The following is a 16587-nucleotide window of genomic DNA, read 5'->3' as shown; positions in this document are numbered from 1 at the left end:
GAGCGCCCGGAGGGCGCGAGTCGCACGCGCGAGGGAGTCGGGGAGAGGTCAGACCATGGGCGCCGTCTCGCGACCTACTCCCCGTGTGATCCCGACGTTACGGTGTCCCGGCGGCTGACGACCACGTACAGACCTCGAAAGCCGACGGCGACGCCCGCGCCGAGCGACCCGAGCGCGGTCGCGACGGCGAGCGCGGGAACGAAGAAGGCCGGATCGAGGACGTAGTCGGGGGAATCGGCGATGAACGCGATCGCGGTTGCGTGTCCCAAGACGGCCGCGGCGTCACCGAGCCACGCCAGTGCGATCCCGCACCGATACCAGTAGACGAGCGCCGCGATCGGAGCCCCGAACACGGCGTACCCGAACGGCTGGTAAGCCGGATAGGAGGCGTATAACCACAACGTAGACAGGACGGAGAGAACGGCGGCGACAGCGATGATGACGACCGCTCTGTGCCGATCCCCCGACATGCCGAAAAAGCGTTCTGACGCTGAACGCTCGCTCGGGGGACTCAATCGACGGAGAACAGAACCGACGACGACGGCGAAGGCGCCGACAGCGAGGCCGAGCCGAAGGTGAGTCGGAAGCGTGACGCCGAGGACTTCCATCTCCAGTACGTCTGGCAACGGGCTGAACGCCGCCCGCGCGAGGGCCGATGCGACCGGGAAGATGGGGCCCGCTGCGAGCGTGTAGATGGCGGTACCACCGTGATACTGAACGAGGATAGCGATCGCCGCGGCGGGCAGGTAGAGGACGGCGGTAGCACGCGAGTGACCGATGTCGCTGATCTCCGGGGCGACCGCGCGGATGGCACCGAGTTGGGTGGTCACCTCCGTACTCGCACCGTACGCCGCGTTCGACCGCCAGTAGGCGGCGTAGAGCACGAACACAAAGACGAACACGAGACCGACGGTGCCGGCGATACGGAGGTGTCCGTCGGGAGGGCCGAGGAGGGCACGGACGTCCATTGAGGGAGATGACCGGGGCGCTCGGTAAAACGGTTGGGAGATCAACTGTCCGTCTCGCACCGGCCGCCACGGGAGGTCGAATCTCGACGGACCGGGTCAGGGCGCGACGCCGACCGTCAGCAGCGTCCCCCACGTGCGGTACCGGTCGACCATCGCCTCGCGCGTCTCGTAGTTCTCGGTCGGGAACGCCTCCGCGTCCGGGATTTCCGTTTCCCGGTCCGGGATCGCGTCCTGCTCGGCGACGTACAGCCCGGCCTCGCGGAACGCTTCGCGGTACTCCTCGCGCGACCACAGCGTCATGTCGACCGAGATGCTCTCCTGCCACGCGTGGGTCGTCTCGCTCTCCGCGAAGTAGTTGACGGCGCAGTAGAAGGTGCCGCCCGGCCGCAACACCCTGCGGACCTCTTCGAGGGTGTGGACCGGGTCGGCGGCGTAGTAGAACGCCTCCATCGAGAACACGTGGTCGAGGGAGTCGTCGGCGAAGGGGAGGGAATCGAAGTCGCCGACCAGGTACCCCACGGCGTCGTCGTCGGTGTAGCCGTGGGCGTTGCGGGCCATTTCCGGGGCGCCGTCGAGACCGTATCCGCGACCGATCCCGCGCTCGCGGAGGGCGCGGAGCGCGTAGCCGGAGCCGGTGCCGAGGTCCAGCACGTCGTCGCCCGCCTCGACGGGCATCCGAGCCAAGACGTGTTTCGCGGTGTGCCAGTGTCGGTCCTCCATGCCGCGGTCCTTCCCCGTCGCCGCCCACTCGTCGAACTCCTCGCGAACGCTCATACCGGAGCGACGGGGAGAACGGTGAAAAACGGCGGTGTTTTATCGGCCCCCGCGCACCATCGTGGGTATGAAGCGGCCGAAGGCGCTCCGGCGACCGAAGTTCCGGCTCGCCGACTCGGCACAGCAGGCGGTCGGCGGGTTCCTGCTCGCGGGCCCGTTCGTCGTCACCGAGGAGGTGTGGGTGCTGGCGGCCGGGATGCACTGGATTCAGGGCGTGGTGACCGCCTTCATCGTGGCGCTGATCGGCTACGCCGCGCTGTATCGGGCCGACACCGACCGCGACCCGGACGTGGAAAGCGAGATCGCCGGGATCCCCACGCGGTTCGTCTCGCTGATGGTGGTCGCGTTCGGCTCCGTGCTGCTGCTGGCTATCCTCTTCGACGCGCCCGACACGTTCCTGATCGAACAGGGGGTCACGGGCGCCGAGCTCTGGGGGACGACGCTCAAGGCCGTCTCGGTCGGCGCGGTGTTCAGCGTCGTCGGCGCCGCGACCGCCGACAGCGTGTTCTGAGGGGTCGTCAGGGGGAACCGCGGTCCGGGACGACCGAAACGGCGGCGTCACAACACGACAGAGACGACCGCGAAGAGGATCAACACGCCGGCCACGTCACAGAGGTTCGTCACCACGGGAATGGTCGTGTCGTCGGGGTTGAGCCCGACGCGGTACGACACCTCGACCGCGGCGACGCTGGCGACGACGACAAGCACTGCGAGGCAGAGCCCGGAGACTAAGGAGATCAGCAGCACTCGGCCGAGCGCGAGCGACCCGCCGAGCGCGAGGCCGATCCCCCACGCGGCGACCCCCACCGCGCCGAAGACGGTCGCCGCGAGCCCGAACACCGCGCCCGCGTTCGCCCGGAGCGCGGGGTTCGACGGGCTGAGCTCGTAGGTCCCGAGGTACAGCTGGGTCGTGAGCCGCGAGCAGGTGATCGACGCGAGGTTCCCGGCCGTCCCGATCTGGACGGGCACGAGGACCAGAAGCGCCGGGTACCGGAGGAGGACCGCCTCGTAGGTCTCCAACACCGTCCCGGAGACGAGTTGGAGCACGGACAGCGCGGCTAAAAGCGGGATCATCGTCCCGACGATCCGCCGGATCGCCCACTCGTCGACGACCGTCGGTTCGGGCTCGGTCACGAGACGACCCCCACGACGGCCACCCCGACGAGGAGGAAGAACACGCCGAACACGTCGCCGAGCGTCGTGACCACCGGGCCGATGACGTTGTCCGGGTCGAGCCCGCGACGGTAGCCGACGAAGATGACCGCGATCAACACCGTGATCATCAACACCGCGGAGAGGAAGCCGGCGACGGCCATCACGCCGACCAACTGGAACAGGCTCCCGCCGTCACCGAACAGGACGAGCGTCGCGTAGGTGACGACCGCGATGAACACGGAGACGGTCATCCCGTTGAGGAACGAGGCGACGATAGCGTTCGTGAGCCGGCGGTCGAGTCGGAACCGCGGTTCGATGATCCCCTGATGGAGCCCCGTCGAGAGCCGCGCGCCGAGCGAGCCGTACACGCCGCCGCGGGTGGCGAGGAAGGCCGGCAGCAACAGGAGCAGCCCGGGGACCTCCGCGATGTTGGCGCGCATGGTCTCGGAGGCGAGTATCGTCCCCGCGAAGAGCCCGGCGATCAGGCTGATCGATATCACCGGGAGCGCCTGTCGGTAGATGTCGCGCGCGGTGTCGTGCCCGGGCATCAGCGGGACCGACGGCGAGCGGGGCAAAAAAACCGACCACCACCGGGCGGGAGACGCGGCGGCCCGCACGGTTAAGTCGGTCGGGCGATTGCCGATCCCATGGACTACTCGCTCGCCGTCGAGAACGGACCGGAAACGATACCGGGCGGGACCGGACTCCTGCTCGTCCACCCGAGCATCGGCGAGACGGACCGGATCGACACCGACTTCCTGAAGACCGACACGGACGCCTTCCTCGTCGTCTCCACTCGGACGACCGCCCGCGAGGTCGAACAGAAACTCGAGTACTACGACGTCGACGAGACGAAGGCGACGATCCTCGACACGCTCTCGGTCGAGCGCGGCTACTCGCGCCGCACCGCCGACGACGTCTACTACGTCTCCGCGCCGGACGACCTCGACGGCGTCGTCGACCGCGTCGAGCGGTTCCTCACCGAAAAGGAGGGGAAGCGACGCGTCTCCGTCGACTCGCTCACGGAGATGGCCTACTACGCCGACGACGACGCGGTGTACGACGCCGCCGCCGAGATACTCGACCTCCTCGACGAACACGACGCGGTCGGCATCTTCCACCTCTCGGAGGAGGTCCACGAGGTCGCGACGCTCGATCGCTTCCGAGCGCTGTTCGACGGCGTGATCGACCTCGACGGGGAAGGGAACGTCACCGTCGACCTCTGAGCGGCGACGCCGGCGTTCGGTCGAAATGGTATACCAGTGACGGAAGACGGGACCGCGCTCCGCGTCGGAGCGTGCGGTTACGACGCGCCGGAGCGTGCGGTTACGCCTCGTCGTCGAACAGCGCGTCGAACGTCTTCTCCGCCCACGTGACCGCGTAGTCGGCGCCGCGGTCGCGGTACGCCGCCGTGTCGAGCGCACCGTACGGCGCCGGGAGGTCGAGGCCGTGTTTGACGGCCGAGCAGGCGTACTCCGTCGCGGCCGGGAACTCGGTGTCGCCGCGCGCGACCTCCCCGGAGAGGCCACCGAGCCGCCCGGAGAGACGGTCGCCCGCGTCGACCCAGGCCTCGTACAGCCGAGGATACTCGTCCGCCCACGAGGCGAACGCGTCGCGGGTGTGGAGCCCCACCCACGCGTCGAACAGCGCGTTCGCGACCTGGAAGACGTCGGTCGGTCCGAAGCCGGTCGTCGACGCTCCGGTCTCCGGATCGGGCCGGCGGATCGCCGCGTCGAGGTCGCGGTACCGCTCGCCGAAGAAGGGGAGAAACGCTTCGGGCAGGGCGGGGTCACAGCCGATCTGGACCAGTCGCTCGGCGATCAGGAACGCGAGGAAGCCGTCCGGGGTCCCCTCCGCGCGCTGCTTGACGAGCACGGCGTGCGGGTCGGTCTGCGTGGTCCGGACGACGGTCCCGTCGCCGGGCAGTCCGACCGTGAACGCCGGTCCGGCGTGTTTGCGGAGCAGGTCCGGCACCGCGTCCGGAAGCCACTCGGTGGGGTACGAGGCGGGGTCGAGTCCGTCGACGAAGAGGCCGAGATCCTCCGCCGCGGCCGGCGGCAGGGTCTCGAAGTCGGAGTCGACGTCGAGAACGGGCGATCCCGGGGCGTGCTGGTCGCGGACCGCCGCGAGGTCGTCGTCGAGTGGCCGAGACGAGAACATCAGGCGAAGACGTACGAGAGGACGATGAGCACCGAGAGGACGGCCGAGACGCCGACCGTTCCGACCACGATCTTGGTTGGTTTGGACATGCGCGTCAGTGCGTCCGCCCGTCGTTAAAATCATCCGGTCGGCGCCGACCGCGCGGCAGCGACTTTATGTCGTCGGGCGAGAGTGCGAACGTATGCGAGTTCGCGACGCGGTCGAGGCCGACGCCGCGGCGCTGGCGTCGATGACGGGGCGGCCGAGCGGCGTCGTTCGCGACATGATCCACGACCGGTCGGTCCGCATCGCGGCGACCGACGACGGCGGGGCGGCCGATGACAGTGACGCGACCGACGGAGAGACGGCGACGGGTCGGGACGGCGACGACGGGGCGGACACGCCGGCCGACTCGGTGCTCGGGTTCGTCGCGTTCGACGTGCGCGACGGCGTCGTCCACGTGACGAACGTGGAGGGGGATCCGGACGCCCTCGGCCGACTGTTCGAGGAGCCGGTGCGGTTCGCGACCCGAGAGGGGATGACCGTGGAGGCGGTGCTCCCGACCGACGGGACCGCGGTCGAGGCGGCCCGAGCGCTCGGGTTCGAGGCGGTCGGCTCCGGGCCGCGGATCGACGGCGCGTCGACGACGCGGTACCGGTTCGATCCGGACGCGAGCGAGTGACGGCGCGGTCGTTCCGGTTCGAGTCAGACGCCGCCACCGGCGACGGCGTCGCCGTGGGAGCAGCTCAGTCGAACCGGTCTTGGACGATTTCGAGGGCGGTCTCGCGGTCGTCCCAGTCGACGAACACCGCGACGGAGGTGGCGCTCGTGATCAGGTCGATGATGTTGATGCCGGCGTCCGCGATGGGCGCGATGATGTCCTGAATGACGCCCGACTGGTTGGGGAGTTCTCCGCCCGTGACGCGGATCACGGCGATCGGGTCGGCCACGGTGACCGAGGAGAGCGCCTCGTCGGTGACGACCGACTCGTGGAGCAGCGCCTCTGCGGTCTCGGCGACCTCGACGTCGACGTAGAAGGTGACCGAGTCCATCCCGGAGGCGACCGCGTCGATGTTGATCTCCTCGGCGCGGAGCGCGCTCGCCAGTTCGGAGAGGATCCCCGGGCGGTTCCGGATCGCTCGGCCCGCGATGGTGAGACACGCCAACGGCTCCTCGCGCATGTCGATCAGGCTCTCGAACTCGCCTTCGATCCGGGTGCCGCCGCGGAGGAGGTCGCCGTGCTGGTAGTGGACGACCCGGACGTCGAGATCCTCGTCCTTGTACGAGAGCGCCGACGGCGCGACCACTTCGGCGCCGCGGAACGAGAGGTTCCGCAGCTCGTCGACGGTGATCTCGCCGACGTTGCGGGCGCCCTCGACCACGCGGGGGTCGCCGGTCATCACGCCCTCCACGTCGGTGACGATGACGACCTCGTCGGCGTCCATGTAGTTGCCGAGCATGACGGCTGTCGTGTCCGACCCGCCGCGCCCGAGGGTGGTGACGTTCCCCTCGTGGTCCTCGGCGAGGAACCCGGTGATGATCGGGACGACGCCGTCCATGTCGGCGGCGATCTCTCGGGCTCGGCGCTTCGTCTCTGCCACGTCGACCTCGCCGAGTTCGTTCGTGATGACGGGCCAGTCGGGGTGGCCGGGTTCGAGGAAGACGGCGTCGACGTCCCGGACCGAGAGCGCGGCCTTCAACATCCGGACGCTGGTGCGCTCGCCCATCGAAACGATCTCCGCGCGGTCGGCGTCGTCCGTCTCGAAGGTGATGTCGTCGAGGAGGTCGTCGGTGGTCGACCCCATCGCGCTTGCGACGACCGCGATCTCGTGCCCGGCCGCGACAGCGCTCGCGACCGAGTCGGCCGCGCGCTCGATCCGGTCGCCGCTACCGAGGCTCGTGCCCCCGAACTTCGCGATCACGCGCATCGGGATACCTCGTCAGCAGTCCGAGAGGATCGGGATCCGGCGGCCGGTCGACGGCGGGCGAGCGAGACGGTAGGGACCGATCCGGAACCGGAATTCCGGCCCGGTCGGCGGAAGCGATCGGTAAACATGCGACCCCGTAGCGGTGGAAGCCGCATAACAGTGTCTTATTCCACAAGGGTCGCCCGAAACGCCGTGTCGGCCGAATACGGGGTCGAGCGGCGGTGAAACACGGGAATAGAACGGAGGTGAGACGTGAAAATTGATCGACGGGATTCCGCTTCGGCGGTCGAATGCGCGGCGGTCAGGGTTCGGATTAGGGGAGGCGGGGGGTCACTCGTCCTCGATGCCCCACGCGTCGGGCATCTCGATGACGTACCGGCCGTCCTCCTGAAGGGAGATGATGTACTCCTGTCTGTCGTATAGTTCCATCAGGTTGAGTTCGTACTGCCCGGGGCTGACGATGCGGATGCTCTCGAACTGCTCGTTGAGTTCGTCGCGGAGCGCGTCGAGGCCGGGTCGGGGCCCCTCGTCCGTCGACTCCGGTTCCTCGGCGTCGACCTCGCGGCTCGCGCGGTCGAGTTCGTCCGGAGAGACGACATCGGAGCGAGCGCTCGCCTGTGCGGTGTCCTCGTCGCTCCGGTCCGCGATCTGCTCCGTGCCGTCCGGATCGCCCGCCGCGGGCGTCGCCGACTCGGCCGGAGCGGCGTCCGCCGGCGAGGGAGCGTCGGTGTCGGGGGTCGGGTCCGGAGAGCTCGTCCGTGCGTCGTCGGCGCCGGTCGGCGTCGGGTCGGCGCCGGTCGGCGGCTGGTCGTCGTGCGGCTCGTCCGGAGTCGACGCCGGCTCGTCGCCCGGAGTCGACGCCGACGGGTCGCTCGGGTCCGAAACCGTCCGATCAGTGGTCTCGCCGGCGGCGGTGGTCCCGTCGCCCGGGTCCGCGTCGTCGACGGCGCTGGCGGGCTGGAACTGGAACTTGTTCCCGCCACAGTCCGGGCATCCCGACAGCATCTCCTTGGAGCCGTCGGGGAACGTCCGCCCGCAGGTGGTACACTGGTGGGGCATCTACTTGCGGGAGACGAGCGTGCTGATGAGGTTCTCGTCTTTATGGAGTGTCTCGATCCGGTTCGCCGGGCCGATCACGGTGAGCTTCTGCGTCGACTCCCGCCCCATTAGCTTGTCGAGGAAGCTCTGGTCGCCGGCCTCGGCCTTCGGGTACGTCTCGATCTCGATCCCGGTGAAGTCGTCGGGGCTGATCTCCGTCATCGTCACCTCGATGAGTCGGGACTCCTCGTCGGGCGAGAGCCCCTCCTCTAAGATGACGATGTTGCCGTCGCGGACGCCGTCGAGGATGAGACGGATCTTCTCCATGCTCGTGAGCCCCTCCATCCGCGCGCCGCTTATCATGTCGATCCGGACGCCGTCGCCGGAGTCGTCGGGGTCGTCGTCCGCGGCGCCGACGTTGGCTTTCGGGCCAGGCATCAGCCGAAGTACTCCGCGATTTTGGTGTACACTTCGTCCATGTTGTCACCCTCCAGCGCCGAGAGGGGGATCGTCTCGTGTTGCGGGAACGCGTTCGCGATCTGCTTGACGTCCGCCCCCGGCAGGTCCGTCTTGTTCGCGAGGATGAGCGCCGGGAGGTCCTGCGACTCGATGATCCCGATCAGCATCGTGTTCACCTGCGTGAACGGGTCCGTGGTCGCGTCGAGCACGTAGATGACGCCGTCGACGTCCTCGCGGAGCCAGTGCATCGCCTCCGCGACGCCCTCGGTCGCCTCGCGCGACCGGCGGACGGCGTCGTCTTTCTCCATGTCGTGGTCCAAGAACTCCTTGTAGTCGACCTTCGTCGTCACGCCCGGCGTGTCGACGATGTCGATGGTGACCGACCGCCCGTTGCGTTCGATCTCCACGTTCTCCTTCCGGCGTGCCCGGCGGGTTTCGTGGGGGATGTGGCTCTCCGGCCCGACGGCGTCACCCGTCCAGTCGCGTGCGATCCGGTTGGCGAGGGTCGTTTTCCCGGCGTTCGGCGGTCCGTAGATCCCGATCCTTTTGGGTTCGTCGGCCGCGAACAGCCCGTCTGTGACCCGTGATATGCTGTCTCTGAGATTCGTGAGCAGTCCCATCCTGACCTCCAGTCCGTGTGTTTACTCCCGAACACCGCGTTCGTCGGCCTCGACGCCGTTCGATCCGAGCGCTCGACGCCCGTTCGGGGAATTACGGTACGCTCCACGCCGCTCTCACTTAAGAACTGCGTCAGACACCCCCGATCCGGAGCGTCGGCGCCGAACGGTCGCGAAATCGACGACCGGGCGGGGGTGAATCGGTGACTAGTCGCCGGCGAAACCGCGTATCTACGTCTACGCGGGGTGGATGCGCGAATCGACGAAGCCGAGTACGACGACGTGGTCCGACGCGACGATCTCGTCGACGTTCGACGCCGACAGTCCGGTCCCCACCTCGACGATCTCGCCGTCCTCGATCGGGATGTCGGCCTCGCCGTACTCACCCACGTCCGGGTCGAGCGAGATCACGGCCCCGGTTTACACGATCGTTTGTGTGATGTTCGATAACGGGGTTTGGCAGTGAGGTTGATTTTACCGGGCAGTAAGAGCACTAGGAGCAATCGTATTATGTACCTCACACGTTGAGTGGCGACATGAGCGAATCGCGAAGCGGGTCCGGCCGCGAATCCGCCGAGTCCTCCGGCGAGACGGTGTCCTCCAAGGACACCAAGGAAGTGATACTGGAGGCGACCTTCCGTGCGCTGAGCAAACACGGGTACAAGGACCTCCGAATGCGCGACATCGGCGAGGAGATGGACCTCACGCGACAGGTAATCCACTACCATTACGACGGGAAGTACGACCTGATGTCCTCGTTCCTCGAACACATCATCGACCAGTACGAGGGGAGCGTGGTCGTCGACGGCGACGACGACCCCCGGACGGAACTGCGCGCGCGAGTCGACCAGTGCCTGTTCGGACCCGAGTTCGAGGAGTTCAGCCACTGGGACCGCATGAAGGTGTACCACGAGCTGTACACGCAGGCACAAAACGACGGCGACCACCGCGAGGTGTTCAACGAACACTACGAGCGGATCCGCGGCAGCATCGTAGAGGTCGTCGAGGAAGGGATCGAGGAGGGCGTCTTCCGCGACGTCGACGCGGAACGGATGGGTCAGTTGGTGACCGACGTGATCCACGCGGCGCGAGGGCGTCGCATCTCGCTCGGCCACGAGGATGCGCCCGAGGAGGCGCGGAAGGCGATAGACGAGTTCATTCTGGAGTCGCTCGAACGGACCGAGTAGCCGAGAGGTTCTGGCGAGGCGGGAGTAGTTTGTTTGGTCCGCTTTCGTCGGTTCGGAGTCCTGGTTACGAGTCGTCGACTACGACGAGCCGGGGATCGGTTCGCTCTGCGGTCCCGGGGCGAAAGTTCTGAATGAAGAGGTCCGCCTCCTCGACGAGCTCGTACAGCGCCTCCTTGGCGTCGTCATTCTTCAGGTCGAGTTCGAGGCTCTTCTTCCCGTAGCTCAGGCTCCGGTAGTACGGCCACTCCCCTTGATGAATGGTGGGCCGGAGTGCGGGACGGCGTCGCCGCGGTCGGGGGGTTCGATCTTGACGACCTCCGCTCCCTGGCTCGCCAGCATCGCCGAACAGAAGCCGCCGGTGACGAACGTCGAGAGGTTGAGAACCGTGATCCCGCCTAAGATCTTCCCGCCGCGCTTAAGCGTCGCTGCTGGATGTCACCGGAGCACCTCACCTGACGTGCGGATCTGTCGCATAGGTGTGTGTGGAGAATTTGTTTATCGGATGGTAAAACACCGGCATCAACCATGGTATTCGTTTGGTGGGAGCACCGGGGAAGCGGTCATGGGTCCGTCACGACGATTGATCGTGTCAGATAACTGATAGAAGTGTGTCGCTTGTCGGGCCTGCCCCCCACCCCTTCGTTTCGGGTGGAACCGTGAGAGACCGGGGTGGTCGGTAGTCGTCTCGGCGGGAGTCCCCGTGGCGACAGAATATCTCGTAGAGAAACTGAATAAAATAACTACAAACACTACAATAATAACTGAGAGGCTTTGTCGAGGGTACCGTTTCTCGCCTTATGTAATAAAACCACCGATATCTATATCACCACTCACGGCCCCCACCCCCTGTTTCGCCGTTCCACCCGAAACGAAGGGGTGGGGGGGTCCGCCGGATCGAGTCGAACCGAATCGTAGGTGAGATTCCCGTGAGGTCCAGGTAGGGTCCACGTGAGATCGGCGTGAGATCTGCGTGAGATCCGCGTGAAACGGAGGCACACACGAAACGGACAAAACCGAGGGAAGCGTTCCGGCAATGAGAATTCGGGTACTCGTAGCAGGTTCGACCCGAGAAAAAGTCACAACAGGGTTACTGGCTACGACACGGCCGCTCCTGTGACGGTGGGAGTTCGTTGGGGCGGAAACCGCGATCGGCGGAACGGCCCACGAGACCCGTCGCTCCGCGACGGACCCTCGACCCTCTCGACCGGTCCGAGAGGCCCCGAATCGACGAGCGATCCGACGAAGGGGGATCGTTTCAACTCCAGAGAGGAACACTTTTGTACCGTCTCTTCATCTGGTTCGACTGTATCAACTGGACGTGGTCGACGCCTGATTCGACCACGAATCCGTATTTCCGGCACGAGACGGCGTGTGCGTCGATCTGCGCGGCCGTCTCCACCTGAAACAGGGGGGTTCACATGGACGAAGGCGATAACACACCGCGGGCCGACGGCGGTATCGACCCGGACGATGTCGACGAACCGGACCGAAGTGGCGACTCCGACGGCTCCCGGCCGGACGGGTCTCCGCCGGACGGGTCCGGCGAAGACCGATCTCCCTCGACTCCCGACCCGGGCGACTTCGACATCGGAGATTCCGGCACCGACAGCTCTGAGGCGATAGGCTCCGCTTCGGACGTCGAAGAACCCGACTCCGAAATCGAGGGGCTCGACGGCGGCGGTCCGGCCGGCCCCTCTTCGGGTGACGGTCTCGATGTCGATGGCGGCTCGGAGTCCGACTCCGGCCCCTCCGGCGCTACACCCGAAACGACGGGGCTCGACAACGGCGGCCGCGACCGGTCGTCCCCCGACGTCGACTTCGACGGCGTCGTCCTCGACAACGACGACGACAACCAGGGCCTGTTCGATGACCTCCTGTCCGGTGAACCGATATTCGAGAACAAGGAGGTCCTCCGGCCCTCGTACACCCCGCACGAACTCCCGCACCGGAACGACCAGATCAACCGGATGGCGACCATCCTCGTCTCAGCGCTCCGCGGCGAGACCCCTTCCAACATCCTCATTTACGGGAAGACTGGAACCGGCAAGACCGCCTCGGCGAAGTTCGTCTCGCAGGAACTGGAGTCCACCTCTCAGAAGTACGACGTTCCCTGCGAAGTCGAGTACATCAACTGCGAGGTGACGGACACCCAGTACCGGGTCCTCGCGCAGCTCGCGAACACGTTCATCGAGGAGAACCAAACGGTCATCGCCGACAAACTCGACCGGCTCGAAACCCTCCGCGCGGACGCGCGAGACGACGCGGCCGACGCGGCGTCGGCGCTCGTTGGCACCGATTTCGACTCCGTCGACGACCTCGACGACCGGATCGACGAACTCGAAGCCGACGCGGACGAGATGGAGGAGGTCCCGATGACGGGGTGGCCCACCGACCGCGTCTACTCCACCTTCTTCGAGGCGGTCGACTACCACGAGCGCGTGGTCGTGATCATGCTCGACGAGATCGACAAGCTCGTCGAGAAGAGCGGCGACGACACGCTGTACAACCTCTCTCGGATGAACTCCGAACTCGACCGCTCGCGCATCTCGATCATGGGAATCTCGAACGACCTGAAGTTCACCGACTTCCTCGACCCTCGCGTCAAGTCGAGCCTCGGCGAGGAGGAGATCGTCTTCCCCCCGTACGACGCCAACCAACTCCGCGACATCCTCCAACACCGGGCCGACACCGCGTTCAAACCCGACGCGCTCACGGACGACGTGATCCCGCTGTGTGCGGCCTTCGCGGCGCAGGAACACGGTGACGCGCGCCGCGCGCTCGACCTGCTCCGCACCGCGGGCGAACTCGCCGAGCGCTCGCAGGCGGAGATCGTCGCGGAGAAACACGTCCGGCAGGCCCAGGACAAGATCGAACTCGACCGCGTCGTCGAGGTCGTCCGCACCCTTCCCACCCAGAGCAAGATCGTCTTGTTCGCCGTGATACTCCTCGAGAAGAACGGCGTTCACAACATCAACACCGGCGAGGTGTTCAACATCTACAAGCGCCTCTGCGAGGAGATCGACGCCGACGTCTTAACCCAGCGCCGGGTCACCGACCTCATCAGCGAACTCGACATGCTCGGGATCGTCAACGCCGTCGTCGTCTCGAAGGGCCGGTACGGGCGGACGAAGGAGATGGGCCTCTCCGTCCCGGTCGAGGAGACCGAGGCGGTCCTCCTGTCGGACTCGCGGCTCGGCGACATCGAGAACGCGCAGCCGTTCGTTCAGGCGCGGTTCGACAACTGACTCGTCACCCGGCCAGTCCCGCGTTCCCGACGGGGAGACTATTCCCGACGGAGAGACTATTCCCGACGGGGAGACTACCCTCGACGGGGAGACTACCCTCGACAGGAACCGCGCTCCCGACCGTCCGCGCTATCGCTTCGTTCAGCTCTACCTGTCCCGTCGCTATCAGGCGAATGTACCCGAGATACGGGACGCGGACCCGCGCCACCCCGTTCACCCACTCGGCCCTGACCGGCGGCGAGAGGCCGCTGGCTTGGTCGTAGGCCCCGTTGTTGTCTCCGAGCGTGACGAACCCGTCGTGCGGGGCCGGACAGTTGGCGAGGGATCCGCAGTCGACGGCGTTGTGATACTCCTCGTCGGCGCGGTCGTACCAGTTTTCTCCCTCGTTAACGTGGAACATGGCTCGGTGGATGATCGGCGACCCGGTCCGGCCCGGCGGCGTGTATATTACGACCGACCCGTAAGCGCCGAACGTTTGATAGTCGACGTCTTGGCCCACCTCGTGGGTGACGACGCCGACGCCGTTGTCGGCCGCATCGGGCGCGAATCGCCCGGGCTCGGTGACGAACACGAGGTCGCCCACGTTCATGTTCGGCTCCATGCTCCCCGACTCGACGGCGACCATCGGCGGCCAGATGCCGCTGACGCCGAACAGCAGCAGGCCGACCAGCAGCACGACGCCGACGCTCGCCGACATCTCCCGGATCCACATCAGCACCCCGTCCCGGTCGTGTCGGAGTCGGTACAGCAGCGACTCGTCCGTCCCGGACGGCTCTGACGATCCAGCCGGCTCCGCAGTCCGAGTGTAATCGCCGGTGACGGGCCCTTCGCCGTCAGCCGCTGACCCGCCCAAATCGGATTCGGACCCGGTTTCCGCTCCCGGCTCACCCGGTTTTTCGACCGAACCGTCGGGGTCGGCGACCGGTTCGGAATTGGTCGTCGGATCGACCCCGTCCGCCTCGCCGGGCTCTTCGGCGACCGGTCCGTCGGTCCCTTTCTCTGACCGCTCCGCCGTTCGCTCGCCTCGACTCTCTCCGGTCTCTCCCTGAGTCCGCTCGTCTCGACTCTCCTCGGCCGCTCCTTCCGTCCGCTCGTCTCGATCGGCCGACCCGTCCGCGTCCGTCGGCCGATCTCCTTCGTCCATTACGTCGGCTTTGGCGGGTTTCGTTCATAAGCTTCCGGGTCCAATTGCGACAGCGACGCGCTCGGACGACGAGACACGGGTCGACGAGAGAACGCCGGCGGGAGAACGCCGTCTTCCGAACGCGCGCTCCGACCGTCCGGAACGGTTTTGGTCGGGAGCACCCTTTCGAGTAGCGTGCCGCTGGAGTCGAACGCCCGGATCGCGAAAGCCCTCGCCGAGCGCGGCTACAACGCCGAGCGCGAGGCGGTCACCCTCCTCGCGGGCGCGACCGACCCGGCCGCCGCGGTCGCGGCCGCCGTCGATCACGCCCCGGACGACGCCCTCCGGATCACCGCCGACCACGTCCGTGCGGTGACCGCTGCCGACGAAGGATCGCCGGCCTCACCGGACAAAAACGGACAATCTCCAGTCGAAACGAAGGGGTCGGCCGGAGCCGACACGGGGAACTCCGTCCCCGATTCAGAGGCCGCACCGACCTCGGGTTCGCCTGCCGACGGATCCGTCGCGGCCGTCGATCCCGGGTCGACCGATTCCGCGCCGACCGCTGGCTCCTCCGCCGTCCCTCCCTACGCGGACTCTCCCACTGCCGACTCTCGGACTACCGGTTCTTCCACCGCCGACTCTCCGACCACCGAGACCACTCGGGATCCCGACCTGCGGGACCTCGAAGTCGGCAACGACATGACCGGCCGCAGCACCGGGACCGGCGAGTACGGCGACTTCGTCACGACGTTCCGCGACCGGTACGAGCGGCTCTCGAAGATACTTCGCGGTCGCGTCAACCACCGGCCCGCCGAGGCGATCGCGGACATGCCCGGCGGCAGCGACGCCGCGATGATCGGGCTCGTCAACGACGTGCGCTCCACCAAGTCCGGTCACTGGTTGATCGAACTGGAGGACACCACCGGGACCTTCCCCGCCTTGGTGATGAAAGACAAGGGGCTCGCGGACGTCGTCGACGAGATCCTGTTGGACGAGTGCCTCGCGGTCGAGGGGACGCTCGCCGACGACGCCGGCATCCTGTTCGCCGACTCGCTCCACTTCCCTGACGTCCCCCGGACCCATCACCCGGGCGGCGCGGACCGCCACGTCCAGGCTGCGCTGATCTCCGACGTCCACGTCGGCAGCGACGAGTTCATGGCGGACGCGTGGCACAGCTTCACCAACTGGCTCCACACGCCGGAGGCGGACCCGGTCGAGTACCTGTTGCTCGCCGGCGACATGGTCGAGGGCGTCGGCGTCTACCCCGACCAGGACGAGGAGCTTGACATCGTCGATATCTACGAGCAGTACGAGGTCTTCGCGGAACACCTCAAGGAGGTGCCCGCCGACACCGAGATCGTGATGATCCCGGGCAACCACGACGCGGTCCGACTCGCCGAGCCACAGCCCGGGTTCAACGACGAAATTCGCTCGATCATGGACGTCCACGACGCGCAGATCGTCTCGAACCCGGCGACGGTCTCCGTTGAGGGCGTCGAGGTGCTGATGTACCACGGCGTCTCGCTCGACGAGGTGATCGCGGAACTGCCCGAGGAGAAGGCGAGCTACGACGAGCCCCACAAGGCGATGTACCAGCTGCTGAAGAAGCGCCACGTCGCGCCGCAGTTCGGCGGCCACACCCGCGTCGCCCCCGAAGAGCGCGACTACCTCGTGATAGAGGACGTGCCCGACGTGTTCCACACCGGCCACGTCCACAAGCTCGGCTGGGGGAAGTACCACAACGTCCTCGCGGTCAACTCGGGCTGCTGGCAGGCCCAGACCGACTTCCAGAAGTCCGTCAACATCGACCCGGACGCCGGCTACGCGCCCATCCTCGACCTCGACACGCTCGACATGACGGTCCGTAAGTTCTCGTAGCCCGCATCGGTCCCGCCGGCATCAACCCCGCCGGCATCAACCCCGCCGGCATCAACTCCGCCGACATCAACTC

At 66.9% G+C, this 16587-nt stretch carries 17 protein-coding genes and 2 pseudogenes; 6 read left to right on the top strand and 13 right to left on the bottom strand.

The window, feature by feature from the left end; all coding sequences use genetic code 11:
• Positions 1 to 74 precede the first annotated feature (74 nt).
• On the bottom strand, positions 75 to 968 hold the full coding sequence (locus tag ACZ5KW_RS03420; RefSeq protein WP_343778568.1) for a hypothetical protein: 894 nt from the start codon (positions 966 to 968) through the stop codon (positions 75 to 77).
• A 96-nt stretch (positions 969 to 1064) separates the two neighbouring features.
• Positions 1065 to 1742 carry a class I SAM-dependent methyltransferase gene (locus ACZ5KW_RS03415; RefSeq protein WP_343778570.1) on the bottom strand — a complete coding sequence of 226 codons (678 nt, stop codon included), beginning with the start codon at positions 1740 to 1742 and terminating at the stop codon, positions 1065 to 1067.
• Positions 1743 to 1809: 67 nt separating this feature from the next.
• On the opposite strand from ACZ5KW_RS03415, the gene ACZ5KW_RS03410 reads away from it, so the two are divergent.
• A complete protein-coding gene (locus tag ACZ5KW_RS03410) occupies positions 1810 to 2253 on the top strand; it encodes a DUF2391 family protein (protein WP_343778571.1) in 444 nt (147 codons plus the stop codon).
• Between the two features lie 47 nt (positions 2254 to 2300).
• Here ACZ5KW_RS03410 and ACZ5KW_RS03405 read toward each other — a convergent pair whose 3' ends face one another.
• A complete protein-coding gene (locus tag ACZ5KW_RS03405; RefSeq protein ID WP_343778573.1) occupies positions 2301 to 2876 on the bottom strand; it encodes a magnesium transporter in 576 nt (191 codons plus the stop codon).
• On the bottom strand, positions 2873 to 3445 hold the full coding sequence (locus ACZ5KW_RS03400) for a magnesium transporter (protein ID WP_343778575.1): 573 nt from the start codon (positions 3443 to 3445) through the stop codon (positions 2873 to 2875). Before ACZ5KW_RS03400 ends, ACZ5KW_RS03405 begins: the two co-directional genes overlap by 4 nt.
• 99 nt (positions 3446 to 3544) lie before the next feature.
• Here ACZ5KW_RS03400 and ACZ5KW_RS03395 point away from each other — a divergent pair, with 99 nt between their 5' ends.
• Positions 3545 to 4123: a DUF7090 family protein gene (locus ACZ5KW_RS03395; RefSeq protein WP_343778577.1), complete on the top strand. Its 579-nt coding sequence runs from the start codon at positions 3545 to 3547 to the stop codon at positions 4121 to 4123.
• A 100-nt stretch (positions 4124 to 4223) separates the two neighbouring features.
• Here ACZ5KW_RS03395 and ACZ5KW_RS03390 read toward each other — a convergent pair whose 3' ends face one another.
• A complete protein-coding gene (locus tag ACZ5KW_RS03390) occupies positions 4224 to 5057 on the bottom strand; it encodes a DUF7089 family protein (protein ID WP_343778579.1) in 834 nt (277 codons plus the stop codon).
• Entirely contained in the window at positions 5057 to 5146 is a 90-nt protein-coding gene (locus ACZ5KW_RS03385) for a hypothetical protein (RefSeq protein WP_425544609.1), read from the bottom strand. Before ACZ5KW_RS03385 ends, ACZ5KW_RS03390 begins: the two co-directional genes overlap by 1 nt.
• 92 nt (positions 5147 to 5238) lie before the next feature.
• Between ACZ5KW_RS03385 and ACZ5KW_RS03380 the strand changes: the two genes are divergently transcribed.
• Complete coding sequence (locus ACZ5KW_RS03380) at positions 5239 to 5718, top strand: hypothetical protein (RefSeq protein ID WP_343778581.1); 480 nt, start codon at positions 5239 to 5241, stop codon at positions 5716 to 5718.
• Positions 5719 to 5782: 64 nt separating this feature from the next.
• Here ACZ5KW_RS03380 and ACZ5KW_RS03375 read toward each other — a convergent pair whose 3' ends face one another.
• The 5 genes and pseudogenes from ACZ5KW_RS03375 to ACZ5KW_RS03355 all read right to left on the bottom strand — a co-directional run.
• Positions 5783 to 6964, bottom strand: a complete 1182-nt coding sequence (locus ACZ5KW_RS03375) for an aspartate kinase (protein ID WP_343778583.1) — start codon at positions 6962 to 6964, stop codon at positions 5783 to 5785.
• 330 nt (positions 6965 to 7294) lie between these two features.
• A complete protein-coding gene (locus ACZ5KW_RS03370) occupies positions 7295 to 8023 on the bottom strand; it encodes an OapC/ArvC family zinc-ribbon domain-containing protein (RefSeq protein ID WP_343778584.1) in 729 nt (242 codons plus the stop codon).
• Complete coding sequence (locus tag ACZ5KW_RS03365) at positions 8024 to 8440, bottom strand: DUF2073 domain-containing protein (RefSeq protein ID WP_343778586.1); 417 nt, start codon at positions 8438 to 8440, stop codon at positions 8024 to 8026. It lies immediately after the preceding gene.
• The gene (locus tag ACZ5KW_RS03360; protein ID WP_343778587.1) at positions 8440 to 9081 is read right to left on the bottom strand and encodes an Era-like GTP-binding protein; all 642 of its coding nucleotides are present in this window, start codon (positions 9079 to 9081) and stop codon (positions 8440 to 8442) included. Before ACZ5KW_RS03360 ends, ACZ5KW_RS03365 begins: the two co-directional genes overlap by 1 nt.
• A gap of 237 nt (positions 9082 to 9318) precedes the next feature.
• Positions 9319 to 9489, bottom strand: a pseudogene (locus ACZ5KW_RS03355) (amidohydrolase family protein); the annotation flags it as partial.
• Between the two features lie 125 nt (positions 9490 to 9614).
• On the opposite strand from ACZ5KW_RS03355, the gene ACZ5KW_RS03350 reads away from it, so the two are divergent.
• Entirely contained in the window at positions 9615 to 10265 is a 651-nt protein-coding gene (locus tag ACZ5KW_RS03350) for a TetR/AcrR family transcriptional regulator (RefSeq protein ID WP_343778590.1), read from the top strand.
• Positions 10266 to 10329: 64 nt separating this feature from the next.
• On the opposite strand, the pseudogene ACZ5KW_RS03345 reads toward ACZ5KW_RS03350, so the two are convergent.
• Positions 10330 to 10604, bottom strand: a pseudogene (locus ACZ5KW_RS03345) (CoA transferase).
• 1079 nt (positions 10605 to 11683) lie between these two features.
• Here ACZ5KW_RS03345 and ACZ5KW_RS03340 point away from each other — a divergent pair.
• Positions 11684 to 13510, top strand: coding sequence for a Cdc6/Cdc18 family protein (locus ACZ5KW_RS03340; protein WP_343778592.1), 1827 nt, complete (start codon positions 11684 to 11686; stop codon positions 13508 to 13510).
• A gap of 4 nt (positions 13511 to 13514) precedes the next feature.
• Here ACZ5KW_RS03340 and ACZ5KW_RS03335 read toward each other — a convergent pair whose 3' ends face one another.
• Positions 13515 to 14654, bottom strand: coding sequence for a S26 family signal peptidase (locus ACZ5KW_RS03335; protein ID WP_343778593.1), 1140 nt, complete (start codon positions 14652 to 14654; stop codon positions 13515 to 13517).
• Between the two features lie 174 nt (positions 14655 to 14828).
• On the opposite strand from ACZ5KW_RS03335, the gene ACZ5KW_RS03330 reads away from it, so the two are divergent.
• Positions 14829 to 16514 carry a DNA-directed DNA polymerase II small subunit gene (locus ACZ5KW_RS03330; RefSeq protein WP_343778595.1) on the top strand — a complete coding sequence of 562 codons (1686 nt, stop codon included), beginning with the start codon at positions 14829 to 14831 and terminating at the stop codon, positions 16512 to 16514.
• Positions 16515 to 16587 lie beyond the last annotated feature (73 nt).

The sequence above is a fragment of the Halorubrum ejinorense genome, assembly GCF_055389685.1.
Note: the sequence above shows the minus strand (reverse complement) of the source record. Positions and strands in the feature narration are given on the sequence as shown.

Excerpts from the sequence above, each read along its gene's own strand:
- ACZ5KW_RS03420 (WP_343778568.1), bottom strand. The coding sequence starts at position 968 with ATGGACGTCCGTGCCCTCCTCGGCCCTCCCGACGGACACCTCCGTATC.
- ACZ5KW_RS03415 (WP_343778570.1), bottom strand. The coding sequence starts at position 1,742 with ATGAGCGTTCGCGAGGAGTTCGACGAGTGGGCGGCGACGGGGAAGGAC.
- ACZ5KW_RS03410 (WP_343778571.1), top strand. The coding sequence starts at position 1,810 with ATGAAGCGGCCGAAGGCGCTCCGGCGACCGAAGTTCCGGCTCGCCGAC.
- ACZ5KW_RS03400 (WP_343778575.1), bottom strand. The coding sequence starts at position 3,445 with ATGCCCGGGCACGACACCGCGCGCGACATCTACCGACAGGCGCTCCCG.
- ACZ5KW_RS03395 (WP_343778577.1), top strand. The coding sequence starts at position 3,545 with ATGGACTACTCGCTCGCCGTCGAGAACGGACCGGAAACGATACCGGGC.
- ACZ5KW_RS03390 (WP_343778579.1), bottom strand. The coding sequence starts at position 5,057 with ATGTTCTCGTCTCGGCCACTCGACGACGACCTCGCGGCGGTCCGCGAC.
- ACZ5KW_RS03385 (WP_425544609.1), bottom strand. The coding sequence starts at position 5,146 with ATGTCCAAACCAACCAAGATCGTGGTCGGAACGGTCGGCGTCTCGGCC.
- ACZ5KW_RS03380 (WP_343778581.1), top strand. The coding sequence starts at position 5,239 with ATGCGAGTTCGCGACGCGGTCGAGGCCGACGCCGCGGCGCTGGCGTCG.
- ACZ5KW_RS03375 (WP_343778583.1), bottom strand. The coding sequence starts at position 6,964 with ATGCGCGTGATCGCGAAGTTCGGGGGCACGAGCCTCGGTAGCGGCGAC.
- ACZ5KW_RS03370 (WP_343778584.1), bottom strand. The coding sequence starts at position 8,023 with ATGCCCCACCAGTGTACCACCTGCGGGCGGACGTTCCCCGACGGCTCC.
- ACZ5KW_RS03365 (WP_343778586.1), bottom strand. The coding sequence starts at position 8,440 with ATGCCTGGCCCGAAAGCCAACGTCGGCGCCGCGGACGACGACCCCGAC.
- ACZ5KW_RS03360 (WP_343778587.1), bottom strand. The coding sequence starts at position 9,081 with ATGGGACTGCTCACGAATCTCAGAGACAGCATATCACGGGTCACAGAC.
- ACZ5KW_RS03350 (WP_343778590.1), top strand. The coding sequence starts at position 9,615 with ATGAGCGAATCGCGAAGCGGGTCCGGCCGCGAATCCGCCGAGTCCTCC.
- ACZ5KW_RS03340 (WP_343778592.1), top strand. The coding sequence starts at position 11,684 with ATGGACGAAGGCGATAACACACCGCGGGCCGACGGCGGTATCGACCCG.
- ACZ5KW_RS03335 (WP_343778593.1), bottom strand. The coding sequence starts at position 14,654 with ATGGACGAAGGAGATCGGCCGACGGACGCGGACGGGTCGGCCGATCGA.